Here is an 18,101-nt window from a genome sequence, read left to right as displayed (position 1 = left end):
ATAAATTTTATGATTTTTTTTAAAAATTACAGGTGAAATTTCAATGATTTTAATAACAAATTATTTTAAAATTTAAAATCAAACTCTTTGATAAAAAAATCTTAAAACCATTCTATCATTCAATTTTGTTTTAGAACCTTTGTGAACGCCTGCTTCATCAAATATTACAGCACCACCTCTTTTAATATGATGATCAAATAAGTGTTCATCTATTTTTCCATATAAAATATTTTCCGAAGTATTTAAAAATTCTTTTAAAATTTTGTTATCAACTTTTTTTTTTATATAGTTATAATTTTTCTCCTTTAAAATTATCTTTCTAAAATCAGAAAGTGTCCAATAAGTTTGATATTGAATATCCCCTTTATATATGCCTTCTTTAAGAGCATAAGCTATTTTATGACTATAGGGTATATAGGACAAACATCCATTATCTGAGGAAACATCAGTTAAATAAAAAAAAAATTTTATCGCCTGTTTATCCGGCTCATTAAATACTTTAACATCTTTCCTTCCAGAATAAGCATTATCTACATGCCACTGAATTACAGGATCGTCAGATTGAGGACTCCAAAAATGATCGATTCTTATAAGTCTGGCTTTTGATTTAAGAATTTCTTGGGCTATATCTTTTAATCTTAATTTTTTTGATAATCGTATAAAGTAAAGTGATTTGAATATATTAGAAAAGTTCATTTTAAAAATTTTTTTAATCACCATTTTTATATTTATAGCATAAGTACTTTTTTCGTCCCCTTTGAGTGGTTTTAATTTTTTAATTAAATTTTCAATTATTTGTATATCATCGGGACTTAACCAATTATTTTTGTTTACAATACCCTGTGATTGAACTTTTTTTACAAAATCATTCATAATGAATTTTTAAATTTTAAACTTAGATTTTTTACTATCCTGTAAAAAAGCTTTTACTGTCTCTATAGTTAGTTGATTATATGATTTACCAAAATTTTCTATTTTTTCAATAATCGCTGGTGGAATTGTTATAATATGACATCCAAGTTGTTTTGCCTGTAAATAATTATAAGGCTCACGAACACTTGCCCATAATATTTCAACATTTTTAAATCTCTTTGCTAACTTAATACTCTTAATAAATTCGGGAACTGGATCTTTACCAGTGTCCCCTGCTCTTCCTGCGAAAATAGAAATAATTACTTTTGTCTTTTTATTAATTTGCTTTAAAATCTTTTCAGTTTGTTTAGCATTATAAACAGCTGTTATGTTGAGTTTTATATTTTGATTATTTAACTCATTAATTATTTGACCCATGAATCTACCTTTAGAATTAGAAACTGGCACTTTCACATACACATTTTCCCCCCAAGTATTAATTTTCATTGCTTGAATTTTCATTTGTTTGTAATCATCAGCAAATACTTCAAGGGAAACTGGTTTATTGCTACAAATTTTAAGAATTTTTTTTGAATAAGATTTATAATCTTTTGCTCCAGCTTTTCTCATCAAGCTTGGATTAGTTGTAAATCCTTTAACAATTTTTTTTTTATTAAATTTTTTAATTTGATCTAATTCAGCAATGTCACAAAATATTTTAGTATTCAAATTTATACCTATAAATTCTTAGTAATATCCTCTGTCATTTTTTTTGCATCTGCAAATAACATCAAAGTATTTTCTTTATAAAATAAATCATTATCAATTCCAGCATAACCAGGAGATAAACTTCTTTTTACAAATAAAACTGACTTACATTTTTCAACATCAAGAACTGGCATGCCATAGATCGGGCTTTGAGGGTCTGTTTTTGCAACAGGATTTGTTACATCGTTGGCACCTATTACAAAAGCAACATCAGCATTTGCAAAATCATTATTAATCTCTTCTAATTCAAATACCTCATCATAAGGAACATTAGCCTCAGCTAATAATACGTTCATATGTCCTGGCATTCGCCCTGCAACAGGATGAATGGCGTAAGAAACTTTAATGTCATTTTTTTTTAGCGTATCAACCATTTCTCTTAAAGCATGCTGTGCTTGAGCAACAGCCATACCATAACCTGGAACAATAATTACTGATGAAGCATTTTTCATTAAAAAAGCTGCATCATCTGCATTTCCACTTTTAACTGGTCTTTGTTCTTTACTTTGTGATGAACTTGATTGTACTGTTGCACCAAATCCTCCTAAGATAACATTGAAGAATGATCTGTTCATTCCTTTGCACATTATATAAGATAAAATTGCACCAGATGATCCAACCAATGCTCCTGTAATTATTAGTGCAGTGTTTTCTAGAGTAAAACCAATTCCCACTGCTGCCCAACCAGAATAAGAGTTTAGCATTGAAATTACTACTGGCATATCTGCACCACCGATTGGAATAATGATTAAAAAACCTATTAGAAACGAAACTGCAATTAAAATCCAAAATAAATTAGCCGACTGGGTTGAGCAAAGATAAAATGTTAAAACTATAATTGAAACAAAGAGTAAAGCATTTAATGCATGCTGACCTTTAAAAGTAATAGGCGCACCCGACATTATCCCTTGAAGTTTTAAAAAAGCAATTACTGAACCCGAAAAAGTAATTGCACCAACTGCTGCTCCTATTGCCATCTCAATTAAACTTGCAAGTTTTATATTTTCAGGAGTGCCCAGTCCAAAAGCTTCAGGATTTATGAAAGCTGAAATTGCAACAAACACTGCTGCTAGACCAACCAAACTATGAAATCCAGCAACCAATTCAGGCATTGCAGTCATTGGTATACGGTAAGCTATAAATGCACCAATGCTTCCACCGATTGCTAAAAATATAAGCACATAAATAAATCCAGAACTAAAATTGCCAACAGATAGAAATGTTACAGTCACAGCTATCAACATTCCAATTATTCCAAATAAATTTCCTTGTCTTGATGTTTCAGGAGAAGACAGCCCTCTTAAGGCTAAGATAAATAATACACCTGATACTAAATATAAAGTTGCTGAAAGATTCGCAGACATCAATTATCTATCCTTTTTCTTTTTTTTGTACATTGCGAGCATTCTTTGAGTAACCAAAAATCCACCAAAGATATTAACTGCTGCAAGAACAATTGCTAAAAAACCATAAATACTTGAAGATGTGAAAACTACTCCTTCATTACCTGATAAAGCTGCAATAATTGCACCAACAATAATTACTGATGAAATCGCATTTGTAACTGACATTAAAGGTGTGTGAAGTGATGGAGTAACGCTCCAAACCACGTAATATCCAATGAAAATTGAAAGGATAAAAATGCTTAACCTGAATATAAAAGGATCTATTTCCATAATTTTATTTTATTAAAGTTTTTTCAATTATCTCATCTTCTAAATTTATATTAATTTTCTTATTTTCTTTATCATATAAATTTGACACAAAATTAAATACATTTTTTGCATATAAATTTGATGCAGAAGTTGGAAGTTTATTTAATATATTACTTTCTCCCATTATTTTAACACCATTAGTATCTACAATTTCATCAACTTTAGTGTGTGCTGTATTTCCACCTTGAATAGCAGCTAGATCATAAATTATCGAACCTGAGCTCATATTATGAATCATACTTTCTTTAATGATTACTGGTGCTTTTTTTCCTGGAATTAAAGCTGTACAAATTACAATATCAATTTTTTTTAATGTCTCTGATAATAATTCTTCTTGTTTCTTTTTAAAATCTTCTGATGCCTCTTTTGCATAGCCACCTTCGGTTTCTAAATTTTCAGCTCCTTCAACTGTTAAAAATTTTCCCCCTAAACTTTCAACCTGTTCTTTTGAGGCCATTCTAACATCTGTTGCAAAAACAATTGCACCCATTCGTTTTGCAGTTGCAATTGCTTGTAATCCAGCAACTCCTGCTCCAACAACTAATACTTTTGCAGCTGGTATTGTTCCTGCTGCAGTCATCATCATTGGTATTGCTTTTTCAAAATGAGCAAAAGACTCCACAACTGCTTTATAACCTGCAAGGTTTGCTTGGGAGGATAATATATCCATAGACTGAGCTCTTGTTATTCTTGGAAGTAATTCAAGTGAAAAAGTATTGATTTTTTTTTTAACTAAATAATCTATTTTATCTTTATTATCATATGGGTTTAGAACTCCAATAAACGTTTGGTTTTCTTTTAATAAAGAATTTTTATCATCACTTAATAAACCTAACTGAACAATAATATCTGTACTAGATATGATTTCTTTTTCATCTTGTGAAATTGATACGCCTAATTCTTTATACTCTTCATCTTTAATCCCAAGATGACTTCCATAATTTTTAGCTAATAAAACTTCAAAGCCAAGAGATATATATTTTTTTGCAATCTCAGGAGTAATTGCTATTCTTTTTTCAATTTTTTGATTTTCTAAAATAGAAGCAATTTTCATACATTGATCTTACAGTAAGAATATTGCCATTAAAACTAAAACACCAATAACCGCGACAGTTCCCCACAACACAAATTTGGTAAAATTGTTCCAGGTATTTTTATGGTTTTCATTATCCATAAAAATTACTTCTGTCTTGCTTTAAATTTTGGATTAGTTTTATTGATAACGTACACACGACCTCTTCTTCTAACTAACTTAGAATTAAGATCTCTTTTTTTAATAGATTTTAATGAACTTTTAATTTTCATAAATTACACCTTTAATAAACGAAGTTACATAATCTTTCAAATCTATTTTTCCATATTTATTAATTATTTTACGATTATTAGATATTTTTGTTAATGTTGAAGCATATCGCTCACCTAATCTAGGTTTTAAATAAATTGTTTTAGTTCTAAACATCTTGGCAAGATCTTTGATAGAATAAGCTTTTTTGTGACTTATGCTATAGTGAAAACATTTATTTTTTTTCCAAGCCTCAATACAGATATTTACAGTGTCATCAATATGAGTAAATCTTCTCGTTTGGGTTCCAGGTCTTACAATTGTTAATGGTTTATTTTTTTCATATTGATCTTCAAAAATTCCAACAACTGTTGCCATGTCACCTTGTTTAATTTGACCAGGCCCATACACATTATAAAAATAAATAACCTCAAATTTAAAATTAAACCATTTTCTAAAATTTTCTAATAGTTCTAAATTTTTTGATTTGGTAAAAGCATAAGGAGATAAGTTTTTATCATTCCCCTTATTCCCAAGTGATGCTGAAGTAGCTGAATAAATAAGTTTTATATTGTGATCAAGACAAAACTTAAAAACAGCATTAGAGCCTAGAGAATTAGACTTAAAGCATTCTTCAAATTTTTTGAAACTTTGATAAATTCTTGCAAATTCTCCAAAGTGAAAAACTGAATGAATTTGTTTTTTTAAATTTTCTAAATGTTTGGAGATATCAATTGTTTCGCCTTTTAAATACTTAACTCGTTTATCTACGATATGATTTCTTTTATTTCCGGAAGAGTAATTATCAAGACTAATAATTTTTTTATTTGATTTTTTTAAAAGTGATTTGATTAATCTAGATCCAACAAATCCTGCACCACCAGTTACAATTATAAGATTTTTCATTTTAGATTAGCCTGGCAATGTCCTACTCTTCCATGTCTTAAGACAAAGTACCATTGGCGCTGAAAGGCTTGACTTCCGAGTTCGGAATGGGATCGGGTATTACACTTTCGCAATAATTACCAGGCAAAAGACTTATACTTAATAAAAATTTAGTGTAAAGTATTAAAATCTTTTATCATTTAATATAAATTAGCACAAAACAGATAAATTACCCTTAAATCTATTGGATAAATTTTGAAAATATTAAAATAACAAGAAAATTATTTTACTATCAATCTTTTAAATGATTATTTCCAAAAATTTTTGTCAATTTTTTTAAAACTTGATTTCACAAATCTTCATTAATATTTCTATTTGGTTAATCTATATTGAACTTTGTTTTACTCCAAATTAGTAATGGCATATATATAATCATAATTATAGTTAACCAATTATTAAATACATTCCCTGTTGGCACTAAAGGCCAAATAAATATTAGAATTCCAGATAACAAACAGATCTGAAAATCTGTAAAAAGAAATTTGTTATTTATTTTATAAATCAAATGCTTAATAATAAAATAGATAAAATAAAAAAACACAAACATTATAAATAAAAAGCCTATAATGCCTGTTTCAGTTAGTATTTGTAAATAAATATTGTGAGGATGAGTTGAGCATGATTTATCACTTTTATATTTTTCTATTCCACAAAAATTTCTAAAATTTTTTACTCCTACTCCCATAACTTTATTATCTAAAAACATTTTATATGCAGATATGTAATGTTGATTATGTTCATCCGAAAAAATATAAATTTTATTATTTTTTTTTTTTATATTTTCCTGATTATTGAAATTAACACTACTTAAATTCAATTGACTTAAAGTTTTATCTACTATTCTTTCTTTCGCTGTAGGGGAAAAATAACTTATAGAAATAATTATTACCATACTTATAGCTAAAGTAATAAATCTTATCTTATACAATTTATTTGAAAAAAAAATTATAAAAACTGCTGTAAAATTAATAAAAAAAAATGCAACTCTTTCACCAGATAAAAATATCAACGCTTCAGACAAAATAAATATTGCAACCATAATAAAAAATTGGATATCTCTTTTTTTGAGAAAAATAATAGAAAGAGCAAAAAATAATGGCCACAACCTTGTTAAATAGCTTCCTAAAATTAGCTCTTTCCCAAAAAAGCTACTCACTCGTCCATGGCTGCCTGATGAAAATCCAAAAATATTTTCACCTCCTGCATCAAAGTACTGAAAATAACCATCTATAATCAAAATTAAAAAACAAAAAAATAGACAATAAAAAAAATATTCTAAGAATGAGTCATCAAAATTTAGATATGCAGTAATTGCAATTACAAAAACCCCATATCTAAAAAAAAATAATGAAATCTTTATTGAGTCATAATTTATATTAACTACCAAACTATTTAAAATCAAATAACTCCAAAATAACAAAAAAAAATAAAAGTATTTTTTTTTAAATTCGGAAAAATTTTTTTTTTTTAAACAGTATGCTAAATATGACAAAGTTATAATAGAAACAGCCAAATCACTTAAAAAAGGGCCAGTGATTAGAAAAAATGGCAAAAAACAGAAACAAATAGAAGGTATATTGTAAAAAAAATATCTTTCTTGTATGGAATTAAATATCATTGTTAAATTATATTATAATTTATCCAATTTTGTGAAATATTTTAAAAAAATGAAAAAAATAATTTATGAATAACATTTTTATAATTTACTTATTAATCATTTTTTTTGTTTTATACGCTGGAACAAAACTTTCATATTATTTAAAATTATTAGATATTCCAAATAAAAGAAAAATTCACAGTAAACCAACTGTATACACTGGTGGATTATTGGTTGCTATAATTTATTTAATTTCTCTCAAAATATTTTCAACGTTTAATCTTCAACTAAACTTATTAATATCCACCTCAATTATAATTTCTATTGTGGGATTTATTGATGATAAATACCATTTAAATACTGGTGGTAAATTAAGCTTACAAATCTTACCTGTTTTTTATCTAATATTCATAGAAAATTTAACTTTAAATAATATTGGTGAATATAATTCTTTTACTCTAGATTTACATTCATTTTCTAAAGTGTTTACTCTTTTATGTGTTTTATTTTTGATTAATTCATTCAATTATTTTGATGGTATCGATGGGTGTTTAGGATTTTCAACTTTATCTACACTTTGTATCTTATACTTTATTGTCCCAGATCAAAAAATAAAACAATTCTTAATAGTAATAGCTCTTCCTATAATAATTTTTTTATTTTTTAATTTCTCTTTCTTAAAACTACCAAAATTATTTTTTGGGGATAGTGGTAGTCTTATGTTGGGTTTTATTTTGTCTTTTTTATTAATATTTTTAGCAAATAACACAAATATTCATCCAATTTTACTAGCCTGGTCTGTTTCAATTTTTGTATTTGAATTCTTATCAATAAATATAATGAGATTTGAAAAAAAAACAAATTTATTTAAAGCAGGCTTAGATCATCTTCATTATAAGTTATTAAGATTTGTAAAATCACCTTTATCAACAGATTTAATTATATTTATATTAAATATTTTTTTATTTATAATTGGATACATTGCGTTCTACTATATAAGTCCATTTTTTTCTTTAATAATTTTAATATTTTCATTTTTAATGTTTTTGTTTTTAAGAAAATACTTATTTAGAAATAAAATATCTTGACTTATATCCTTTTTCATAACTTTCTATTAAATTTTGAAAGAGCTTGATATTCAATTAGCTATTAAAAATTTAATCATTTAAATCTAAATATATTGTATTTTTTTAGATTCATTTAATCTATTACTTAAACTGGTATAAACAAACTTTCGACACTAAACTTTTTAAAATCATTAAAGAAATATACTGTGTGAGCGTGTCCATAAGTTGAGGATTCTGATGAAAATAGATAATTTATATTAATTGTTCTTTTGCTAAATAGATTGTTTGAAATAATATCTTCTAATACCATTAATTATATGACATAAAGTATAATAAATAGTTTGATAGCTACTTAATCCAAAATCTCGTAAAGACAAATATTTATAATAAATCATAAATAATTTTTTTCCGGACAATGATTTTGTATTACCTACTTTATAATTTAAGACAACTTTAGGTGAACATTTAAATTTCCCAAAATATTTTACAACTTGATAAAAAAATAATGCATCATTTACTCTAAAACGGGATCCAAATCTAAAAGATTTAAGAATTTTTGGGTCATTTATTTTGACTACCGTTGATCCACAAGGAGTAAGGTATCTTTTTAATAGATCTTTAATATTAAAAACCCCATCATAACCAATGACTCTACTAGTTCCATTTGGCCATAATTTTTTGTGTGCAAATGAAATTACATCATGACTAGAATTAATCATTGTTTGTTTGATTAAATTAACTCCGTTATCCTCAATAATATCATCACCATCAAAAGGTAAAAGTAAAAAATTTCCATCTAAATTTTCAGCAATATAATCCAATCCTAGATTTCTGCAATTCCCAGCACCTCTTAGACCAGAATTTTTTAAAAAAATTAATTGATCATATTTTTTTTTATTTATAAGTTTACTAAAATTTTGATTATCTAACACTATTATCCATATATCTTTTTTGTCTAGCTGTGAAATAACAGACTCTATAGTTTTTTCTAAAACTTCTCTTGTACCGTGATATGGAGTTAAAAGAATTAAACGATTAAAAACCATAATTTAATAAATGCCATAAAATATTTTGATAATAAAAATAATCATGCTTTTTTAAGATCAATATTTATTAATAAAATGACTCATACATTCCATTATAAATAGTTAGTGTTAACAAAATTGAGAATGTAACAACATAATAAATATAAGATGATCTTATATTAAAAAGTAAACCATAAGAAAAAATTAATGGTATCAAAATCATCATTTGTAATCTTTCGTATTCATAGTTTAAAGTTGATACAATCACAGCTAAAGTGCCAAAAAAATAGTAATAAACAAACAAATTCATCATATTCTGTTTGAAAAAAAAGTTTTTATAGTGAAATATTACAATATATAAAAAACCTAATGTTAAAAAATGAAATCTATAATCTTTAAAAATAATTCTACTATTTCTTCCGCCATCTTCAAATTTATATATTAAAAATAAACATACTAAAAAAATTAGAATACCAAAAAAAATAAAAAATAAATTATTATATTTTTTTTGACTCATCATAAAAAGCCTAACGAAATGAGAAAAAATAAAGATAACAAATATAAAAGGGCCACTTTTATGCATGAATAATGATATAAAAAAGAAAATAAAGGAAAAAAATATTTTTTTATCTAAATAAAATGCAATACCTAAAAAAATCATAGACATGCAAAGCCCTTGTCTCATAGCATTTGAGGTTGACATAATAATTGGCCAAGTATGAAATCCAACAATAAATATAAAAATAAAAAAATATAAGTTGTCTAATTTTTGTAATATAAAAATTGACCTCATTAAAAACCCAAAACTTATGGCCAAAATAAATGAAGTTAAATGTACCCCTAAATGAAAATTATTTATTGTAAATGTTGATATAATCCACCCTAATCTATTAAATAAACTTCCAAAGTTTAAATTACTTTCGTGATAAATAACATAAAAATCATTACCAAATCCGTATAAACCGCTACCTTTTAAAAAAGCTAGTATGAAAGAAATTAAAAATATAATAATTAGAGATCTTGACAAAAAAAATTTTTTATTAGACATTTTTTTTTAAACAAATTATTAAAGATTTTAATACACCAACAAGAAAAAAAGTTACTTTTGCATATAAAGGTACTACTTTTAAAGTTAAATTAAATTTATTAATTATATTAGCGCTAGATTTTATATCAAAAAGATAAAATAATAATTTTCTATAATAAGATTCTTTTTTAAATTTAATTGGTTGATTTTCTTTCAAATAAACAATGCTTGATGGACAAAGTATTGATGAATATCCATATTTTTTAATTCTCATAGAAAATTCATCATCTGCACCATAATGCAAAAAATTTTTTGAGTCATAATTTCCAGCTAACTCAAATAATTCGACAGGATGAAGCAAACATCTACCTGTCAAAAAATCTACTTCAACAGGTATTATATTTTTAATATTTCTTATATTTTTATTAATAAATTTGTGAGACGTAACATTAAAAAACCAACTTTTAACTATTGAACCAGATTTTACAACTGTTTCTTTATCTTCATTCGAAACAGATATGGCTCCTGATATGCATTTCCGGTTATATTTATTCGACTCATTAACAAGTTTCGATATTGCATCAGATTTTAACACCACATCATTATTTACTAATAATATCCAATCTCCTTTAGTGCAAATTTGTAAAACTTTTGAAATTCCAAAATTTACGCCACCTCCCCAAAATAGAGATCCCGATCCATTATATATATTTATGTCTGGATAATTTTTATTAATTATATTATTTGTATCATCAGTAGATCCATCGTTAATAACAAATAATTTTAAGTCATTCACACAATCTTGCTTCTTCAAAGAACTTATACATTCAAGTGTGGAGTTAATTCTATTATAGACTGGAATAATAACATTTATCATCTTAAAGAATTTTATATTTTATATCTGGTTAATAAATAACTTTCATAAATATCTAAATACTTTTTTACAACTATGCTACTTTCAAAATTATTCTTTATATGCTGTCTTGCTTTTTTACCAAAATTTTTAATATCTTTATTTTTTAAAACCCATTCTATTCCATCAGCTAAGTCATCTGTATCAAATTTTTTTGCAAGATAACCTGTTTCAAGATGTTGAATTATATCTCTCAATCCACTTGTGTCAAAGGCAATTACAGGTGTTTCGCAAGCACTAGCTTCACATGCAATTTGTCCAAACGACTCTTGTCTTGAAGGCACAACTACAGCATCTACTGCATTATATAAATTTTTTAATTCAAAATCATTCAGATATCCTAAAAATTTAGTTGGAAAACCCAATATATTTTTACCTACTTTTGTATCTCCAAATACAATCAATTTTAAATTTATTTTCTTTTGTAATTTAATTTTTTTTAAAGCTTGATAAAATAAATCAAAACCCTTGTGATATTCTTGACTTGCTCTTGATGTACCAAAAGCTATAGCTATGTCATTTTTTGATAAATTTAATTCATTTCTTGCTAAAACTTTATTTTTAGTGCACCAAAAATCTAAATTTATAGAATTTGGTATTGTTGAAGATGGCCAATCACTCATTAATTTACTTTTTTTTACGCATTCGGTTAACCAATTACTTGGAGTTATTATTTGAAATGAGTTTTTCCAATATTGTACCTTTCTTCTCCAGCTCCATCTATTAATATCAAAACCTTTTTCATGAGATGGTCTATTATTTTTCAAATATCCATCCTGCCATCTATTATCCCATGAAACATGTTCAGCTCCACAAAAAGCCCACATATCATGCAAAGTCCATACTAAAGGTTTTTTAATTTTTGAAATATCTGCAATTGACAACATCTCATGTTGCACCCAATGTAAATTTACAATATTAGCGTTACTATTATTAATTTTTTTTACCCATGACGAAGAAAGAATGGCTGGAGAGTGTAGAATTGGATTTTTTGTATTATAAATTAATTTAAATAATTTTCCAGCATAGCGTCTTGAAAAAGCTAACGTTTTTCTAAATTTTCCTTTTGGAGATTTTATATTTTTTTCATTAGAATTAGAAATATTAACCCACATTTCTGAGTCTATATTGTTTTTAAGTAAAGAATTGTGAATTCTTAAAGCTGCTCGACCTGCCCCACCACTATCTGAGGTACTCAGATGAATTACTTTCATATATTTTTAGCGTGTTTGATTTCTTTAACATACTTAGAAGGTAATTTTTTAAGAATACTTTTCCTTAAATAAATTGACGTATAGAATGTTCTTGAGACTAAAATATAGCCTTTTTTACTTAAATATTTTTTTACTTTACTTTTGTCTAAATTTTCTAATGAGTATCCCAATTCCTCTATACTAATGCACCATGGGTAAATTTTTTCGTTCAATATTGATTGAATTGCATGAAAATCTTCTCCTTCAATATCAACGTTTAAATAATGTATTTTTTTATTTTTAATTAGTTTTTTTAAGTTTTGAATCTTTAAACGGTCAACTTTAATAATATCTGTAGGATATTTGCCATACAATTTTTTTTGAATATCAACTCTTTCTTTGGAAAAAGTATTTAAGTCTGGATTTTTTTTATACGTAAAAAATGAGATATTTTCTAACCTATCATCGTTATGTACAGCTAAATTTATGAACAAATCTCTTGATCTTAGTAATGAATATTTAAATTCTAATCCTGGTGTTGGGTCTATACATATGCCACTCCAGCCTTTCAAATAAAATCCATATGTGTTTGACAAATAAAGAGGTTTATAAGATCCCATATCAATATAAAATCCATCCTTAATTTCACCAAGCCACTTGTGCAAAATACTATCTTCACCATCAGAAGAAAAACCTATAATAATACCGAATTTTCCTAAAACAGATCTTAAAAAAATAATAAATTTTTCGTTAATAAAACTTATTAAAGAATTAAACATACGAACCACTACCTTTGTAGTTAAAATAATTAATAAAAATTTTTTTTGCCTCTTTTCGAGTATAGAGTCCATTCTTTACATTTAACCAATTATTTAGATTTTCTAAATCAACAATTTTTAATATTTTTAAAGGTATGCTTTTAAATCCGAGTACATATGCCGTTCTAATTCTATGATTTCCATCATCTGCTAGTGAAAAACGAAATTGATTTTTGTATCTGAACAGATATGCAGGTATATAATTTATTTTCTTAAATCCTTTTTTAATCATTTTATTATATAAATTATAATACTGTTCTGCATGAGACTCCCAAGCTAAATTGTGGTAAATTATTTTGTCTCTTTCTTTTTTTCTAATATATTTGCCAAGCTTTTTTAACTTTTTTCTTTTTGAAAAAAAAATATTCATGTAAGTGTTATAATTTTCTTCAATTGATATATCTTCCCATGGTAAAACAAGAGCCCATTCAGGGTATAACGATAATTTTTTTGACTTAATTAACTTTATGGCCTCACTTGCAGTCCTTGGTGATTTTACTATAAATTTTATTTTTTTTACAAATGAAATAGTAAAACTTTTTTTATTTTTAATTGGTAATGATTTTTTTAAAGCAAAATAGTATGGGTCTTCAAATGAACCTAATCGCTTACCTGCTGTAGTAATTAAATTGCTAATTTTAAAATTTTTAACAATATTTTGATTACTCAACTTTAATTTTGACAAATTAAAGTTCTTGTTAAAATCAATAATATTTTTTTTAACAATAATTAAATCATATCTACTGAGTAGATTTTTAAGAATATCAAAGAAAAAGTTTTTAATAATCAAAGTATTGTTACCAGTTAATATTTTTTTACAATGGTTTTTAAAAGAATAAAATTTAAATTACCATAAGTAAAATTAACATTCAATATTGACTATAATCATTTTATCTATCGATAGAGTCTACTAAAGAATTTGAGCTTTTATTTCTTAAAAAAATTTTTTTTTTTTACTTAACATTGAAACATATCCAAACCATTTAAAAGCTGATGCCTCTCTTTTAAGTTTAATATAAATTGAAGTTTGTTTTCTATCTTTAAATTTATTTTTAAACTTTATTATTCCTTGTTTTTTTTTTGAAAAATGAACATAATCCATGTAACTTTTATTTGTGAATTTATCTACTTTAAAAGAATAAATCCTATCCATATCGGTCCCTAATAGTTGAATATTCTTTATTTGAGTAATTATTCCAATATATATAGCAGTAACTACAACGTTGATTTTTGGAGGTGGTAATTCAAGATAACTTAATAATTTAAGATAATATGAGCATTCAAAATCATATGATAAAGATGGAATAACTATTATTTCAATTTTTTTATTTTTAATCCTATACTTAAATGTTTTTTCTGCTCTATTTGGAATAAAGACTTTCATTTTCCAATCAACTTTATTTAATTCTTTAAAGGTTTTTTTAACAGGTATTTTTACAGTCGAGCTTAACCTGTCATAGTTTGCCCAAAACATAGAGTCAATACAACATAAAAAATCAGGTTTGTGAGTTTTAAAATATTTTTTTGATAAATAAGTATTTACTGCAAATATTTGAGAATTATTTTTAATTTTATTTAAATCTTTAGTAAGGCTGGGACCATTTCCTAATATAAATAATCTTTTTTCTTTAATATTTTTTAATTTAAATTTTAGCTTTATTGATAATGGTAAGCATACAATTAGTTCATATATCAATAAAAAAAATTCAGAAATTAACAAGATTAAATTTTGTTTTTTTGAATGAACTAATTGATAATTAAAATTCATTTTATATTTATATTTTTTTTGCATAGTCAATCACCGAATAAGCTAAATTAGAGCTGAAATGATGTGTGCCAATAATTTTTTTTTTAAAATTAGGGTTAATATTTTTTACTCTTTTTTCAATAAAACTATTTTTAGTTAAATTAATTATTTCATTTATACCAAAAGACTTTCCATACTGAGCTTTTCCATGAATTTGGTTTACACGATACAACTTATCATTAATATAAAATATGCCTCCATTTCTTGCTTTATCTGAATCAAATATAACTGGATTACCTTGTTGTATTGGTTTCCAATTTTGTGATAAAAAATTATCAGAGTAAAAAATGTGTAATTCTGACTGATGGTCACCTATATTAGAGCTACAAATATTAGTTAGCATATACCAAGTCGAATTTTTTTTTATTAGAATTGTGTCAGCAGCAGAAACATTTTTCATCAAAATCTTTTCCAATTTCCAATTAGTAGGAAATTTTACACATTTATAAATTCTTATCTCATTAATCATTGAAGTCTCAGGTATCATATAAACATCATTATTGTTTTGAAATATGAATGGAAAAGATAAGTGAAAATTTTCTTCAAGTATATCATTAAAGAATTTCTCTTTATCTCCTGTTATTTCAATTGCTGAAATACTTCCCTTATTTTTTTTAAATGAATAATCCTCAACAAAAATAATATCCTTTTTTTCAAAATTAAATATAAAAGGGTCGGCTAAAAATCTATTATTTGGATTAGCTATTTCTTTAAATTTTTGTATTTGCTTAGAATTTATTAAAATATTTTCATTTTTCATATTTTTTTTATAAGCCACGCTCCATACCATAGTGGTATTTTTGAAAAATTTTTTGATAAATTTTTTTGTAATTATTGGAAAAAGAACTTTAAATAAATACTTAATTAAAATTAAACTGTTATCAATTTTAAGTATAACTTTGCTATAATTAGTTGATTTTTTTTCAAATTCTAATTTGCCTTTTAAAGCAATTTTATCAAGAACTTTAATAAAAAAAAAATTAGATTTTTCTAACAATTGCGCATGATTCAAAGTAAAATTGCTTGCTGTCATTATATTTCCTCTAAATAATACATCGCCACCATCGAGCTTATTGGTCAATCTTTGTATTATAAAACCAGAGGTTGGTTCATTTTTAATTACTTCCCAAAAACCACTGGGGCCGCCTCTATTAACTCTATTGTCACCATGATGAAAAGATATAATTCCAAATTTTGGTAAATTTAAAATTTTACCTTTTAAAATTCCGCTTCCACACCTGATAATGCAATCAAAATTTTCTTTAGATAAGATATCGATATCTTTTTTATCGAATTCTAAATAAAGTCTACTTTTTGACCATTTTCCATCAATAATAATTTCTCTAAAATCTAGTTTAGTCTTAAGGTTAAATTGTTTTGTATAATTTGGATATTTTTTTTTTGTATTAAAAATTTCTAATAATTTTATTAATCTTAAAATTAAAATAATAATTACTCTGTCTATACTTTTTATTAATCCAAATTTACTTATCCATTTTATCTTATCAAAAAAAGATTTTTTTTTTTGTAACCATGAATTATTACTGGATCAAAATAAAACTTACTTTTTTTCACATGTCGAATTAATTCTAAGGTATAAAAATCAACATTTAAATTATTCAATAAAAAACCAATTTTAATTTTTTTCATTTAGAAATTTAACAAATTAAAAAGTAAAATTTATTTTCATTAAATAATATTTAGCATATTTATAATGTTAAATCTGATAAATTTTTTGGAAATATAGACTTAACATCAAAAACAAGACTATTTTTCTTACCTAAACTTTTTATATATTTAATTCCCATTTTTTTAAAATAATCGTGTGCAACACCAATTATAATCCCATCGTACTTTCCTAAAACAAATCTTTTCACTGGCTTTACTCCATAGATTTTTTGTACTTCAATTTTTGAAACCCACGGATCATAAAGATCCAGTTTACATTTGTGTGCAATTAAATTGATTATAACATTTTTAATTCCAGAATTTCTCAAATCAGTACAATTTTCTTTAAAAGTGAGTCCTAAGATCAAAATTTTGGAATTTTTTACTAATATAGACTTTTCATTCAATTTTTTAAGAAATTTTGATGCAATATAATCTCCCATTTTATCATTAATTCTTCTTGCGCTAGAAATAAGCTTAGGGTTTTGACCTACTGTTTGTGCTCTATGTATTAAGTAATAAGGATCAATTCCAATACAATGACCTCCAACCAAACCTGGACGAAAAGGAAGAAAATTCCACTTACTTTTCGCAGCATTAAGCACTTCATTAAAATCTATATTCATTTTATCAAAAATGATCGAAAGTTCATTCATAAAAGCTATATTTATATCACGTTGAGTATTTTCTATCACTTTTGCTGCTTCTGCTATTTTAATACTAGGAGATTTGTAGGTGCCAACTTTAATTATTTCTCTATACAAATTATCTACTATTGATGCAGCATTTTTGTTTGATCCTGAGGTAATTTTTTTAATATTATAGATTTTATTTTTTTTATCTCCTGGGTTGTTTCTTTCTGGACTATACCCACAATAAAAATCTTTATTATATCTTAATTTTGAATATCTTTCTAAAATTGGAACACATTTATCCTCAGTGCATCCTGGAAAAACAGTCGACTCATAAATAACAATATCTTTTTTTTTCAATACTTTTCCAATAATTTTACTTGCATTAATTAAAGGTGTTAGATCTGGTTTTTTTTTTTTATTTATAGGTGTGGGAACGGTAACTATGTAGCAATTAGCAGATTTTAAATCCCTTTCGTCATTAGTTAAAAATAATTTTTTGGCTTGTGTTATTTCTTTCCTTTCTAGCTCTAAAGTTTTATCAATACCATTCTTTAATTCTTTTATTCTCTCTAATTTTATATCAAAACCAATGACTGATCGTTTTTTTGCAAATTCTACTGCTAAAGGCAATCCAACATATCCTAAGCCTATAACGGCTAATTTAATTTTTTTTGTGTTCAATTCAATCTCAAATGACTGTTAATTTTCTTTTTTTAAAAATTCTTTATAAATTATTATTATAGTTTAATCAAAACTTATAAGTATTATTTTTAACCTATTATGTAAAAT

Annotated in this window: 20 protein-coding genes and 1 rRNA gene; 1 reads left to right on the top strand and 20 read right to left on the bottom strand. The window is 25.2% G+C overall.

Annotation, left to right across the window (positions count from 1 at the left end):
* Positions 1-78: 78 nt before the first annotated feature.
* The 10 genes from AC5SLZ_RS00790 to AC5SLZ_RS00745 form a co-directional block, all read right to left on the bottom strand.
* Positions 79-873: a phytanoyl-CoA dioxygenase family protein gene (locus AC5SLZ_RS00790; protein WP_494615744.1), complete on the bottom strand. Its 795-nt coding sequence runs from the start codon at positions 871-873 to the stop codon at positions 79-81.
* 9 nt (positions 874-882) lie between these two features.
* Positions 883-1,581 carry a transaldolase family protein gene (locus tag AC5SLZ_RS00785; protein WP_494615742.1) on the bottom strand — a complete coding sequence of 233 codons (699 nt, stop codon included), beginning with the start codon at positions 1,579-1,581 and terminating at the stop codon, positions 883-885.
* Between the two features lie 8 nt (positions 1,582-1,589).
* A complete protein-coding gene (locus tag AC5SLZ_RS00780) occupies positions 1,590-2,984 on the bottom strand; it encodes an NAD(P)(+) transhydrogenase (Re/Si-specific) subunit beta (RefSeq protein WP_494615741.1) in 1,395 nt (464 codons plus the stop codon).
* A 3-nt stretch (positions 2,985-2,987) separates the two neighbouring features.
* Complete coding sequence (locus AC5SLZ_RS00775; RefSeq protein ID WP_494615740.1) at positions 2,988-3,296, bottom strand: proton-translocating transhydrogenase family protein; 309 nt, start codon at positions 3,294-3,296, stop codon at positions 2,988-2,990.
* Between the two features lie 4 nt (positions 3,297-3,300).
* A complete protein-coding gene (locus AC5SLZ_RS00770; protein ID WP_494615738.1) occupies positions 3,301-4,389 on the bottom strand; it encodes an NAD(P) transhydrogenase subunit alpha in 1,089 nt (362 codons plus the stop codon).
* Positions 4,390-4,398: 9 nt separating this feature from the next.
* The gene (locus AC5SLZ_RS00765) at positions 4,399-4,509 is read right to left on the bottom strand and encodes an aa3-type cytochrome c oxidase subunit IV (protein ID WP_297681801.1); all 111 of its coding nucleotides are present in this window, start codon (positions 4,507-4,509) and stop codon (positions 4,399-4,401) included.
* A gap of 5 nt (positions 4,510-4,514) precedes the next feature.
* Positions 4,515-4,640: a type B 50S ribosomal protein L36 gene (ykgO, locus tag AC5SLZ_RS00760; RefSeq protein ID WP_008545413.1), complete on the bottom strand. Its 126-nt coding sequence runs from the start codon at positions 4,638-4,640 to the stop codon at positions 4,515-4,517.
* On the bottom strand, positions 4,630-5,523 hold the full coding sequence (locus AC5SLZ_RS00755; protein ID WP_494615736.1) for an NAD-dependent epimerase/dehydratase family protein: 894 nt from the start codon (positions 5,521-5,523) through the stop codon (positions 4,630-4,632). Before AC5SLZ_RS00755 ends, ykgO begins: the two co-directional genes overlap by 11 nt.
* A gap of 9 nt (positions 5,524-5,532) precedes the next feature.
* Positions 5,533-5,647: ribosomal RNA gene (gene rrf / locus AC5SLZ_RS00750) — 5S ribosomal RNA — on the bottom strand.
* Between the two features lie 234 nt (positions 5,648-5,881).
* Positions 5,882-6,964 carry an O-antigen ligase family protein gene (locus tag AC5SLZ_RS00745; protein WP_494615735.1) on the bottom strand — a complete coding sequence of 361 codons (1,083 nt, stop codon included), beginning with the start codon at positions 6,962-6,964 and terminating at the stop codon, positions 5,882-5,884.
* 281 nt (positions 6,965-7,245) lie between these two features.
* On the opposite strand from AC5SLZ_RS00745, the gene AC5SLZ_RS00740 reads away from it, so the two are divergent.
* Positions 7,246-8,247: an MraY family glycosyltransferase gene (locus AC5SLZ_RS00740; RefSeq protein WP_494615734.1), complete on the top strand. Its 1,002-nt coding sequence runs from the start codon at positions 7,246-7,248 to the stop codon at positions 8,245-8,247.
* 251 nt (positions 8,248-8,498) lie between these two features.
* Here AC5SLZ_RS00740 and AC5SLZ_RS00735 read toward each other — a convergent pair whose 3' ends face one another.
* The 10 genes from AC5SLZ_RS00735 to AC5SLZ_RS00690 form a co-directional block, all read right to left on the bottom strand.
* On the bottom strand, positions 8,499-9,272 hold the full coding sequence (locus AC5SLZ_RS00735) for a glycosyltransferase (RefSeq protein ID WP_494615732.1): 774 nt from the start codon (positions 9,270-9,272) through the stop codon (positions 8,499-8,501).
* Between the two features lie 67 nt (positions 9,273-9,339).
* Positions 9,340-10,299 carry an EpsG family protein gene (locus AC5SLZ_RS00730; RefSeq protein WP_494615730.1) on the bottom strand — a complete coding sequence of 320 codons (960 nt, stop codon included), beginning with the start codon at positions 10,297-10,299 and terminating at the stop codon, positions 9,340-9,342.
* On the bottom strand, positions 10,292-11,155 hold the full coding sequence (locus AC5SLZ_RS00725) for a glycosyltransferase family 2 protein (protein ID WP_494615729.1): 864 nt from the start codon (positions 11,153-11,155) through the stop codon (positions 10,292-10,294). The genes AC5SLZ_RS00730 and AC5SLZ_RS00725 overlap by 8 nt, the downstream gene beginning before the upstream one ends.
* Positions 11,156-11,166: 11 nt before the next feature.
* Positions 11,167-12,405, bottom strand: a complete 1,239-nt coding sequence (locus tag AC5SLZ_RS00720) for a glycosyltransferase (RefSeq protein ID WP_494615728.1) — start codon at positions 12,403-12,405, stop codon at positions 11,167-11,169.
* The gene (locus AC5SLZ_RS00715; protein ID WP_494615727.1) at positions 12,402-13,163 is read right to left on the bottom strand and encodes an FkbM family methyltransferase; all 762 of its coding nucleotides are present in this window, start codon (positions 13,161-13,163) and stop codon (positions 12,402-12,404) included. Before AC5SLZ_RS00715 ends, AC5SLZ_RS00720 begins: the two co-directional genes overlap by 4 nt.
* Entirely contained in the window at positions 13,156-13,992 is an 837-nt protein-coding gene (locus tag AC5SLZ_RS00710; protein WP_494615726.1) for a hypothetical protein, read from the bottom strand. Before AC5SLZ_RS00710 ends, AC5SLZ_RS00715 begins: the two co-directional genes overlap by 8 nt.
* Before the next feature lie 144 nt (positions 13,993-14,136).
* Positions 14,137-14,970 carry a 6-hydroxymethylpterin diphosphokinase MptE-like protein gene (locus AC5SLZ_RS00705; RefSeq protein WP_494615724.1) on the bottom strand — a complete coding sequence of 278 codons (834 nt, stop codon included), beginning with the start codon at positions 14,968-14,970 and terminating at the stop codon, positions 14,137-14,139.
* 7 nt (positions 14,971-14,977) lie between these two features.
* Positions 14,978-16,042 (bottom strand): glucosamine inositolphosphorylceramide transferase family protein, encoded by a 1,065-nt coding sequence (locus AC5SLZ_RS00700; protein WP_494615723.1) that lies wholly within the window; start codon positions 16,040-16,042, stop codon positions 14,978-14,980.
* A 464-nt stretch (positions 16,043-16,506) separates the two neighbouring features.
* Positions 16,507-16,659 carry a hypothetical protein gene (locus AC5SLZ_RS00695; RefSeq protein WP_494615722.1) on the bottom strand — a complete coding sequence of 51 codons (153 nt, stop codon included), beginning with the start codon at positions 16,657-16,659 and terminating at the stop codon, positions 16,507-16,509.
* 59 nt (positions 16,660-16,718) lie between these two features.
* Entirely contained in the window at positions 16,719-17,993 is a 1,275-nt protein-coding gene (locus tag AC5SLZ_RS00690; protein ID WP_494615721.1) for a nucleotide sugar dehydrogenase, read from the bottom strand.
* Positions 17,994-18,101 lie beyond the last annotated feature (108 nt).

The sequence above is a fragment of the Candidatus Pelagibacter sp. PS_06 genome (assembly GCF_059418045.1).
The sequence above is the reverse complement of the archived record's forward strand: the minus strand, read 5'-3'. Positions and strand labels throughout refer to the sequence as shown.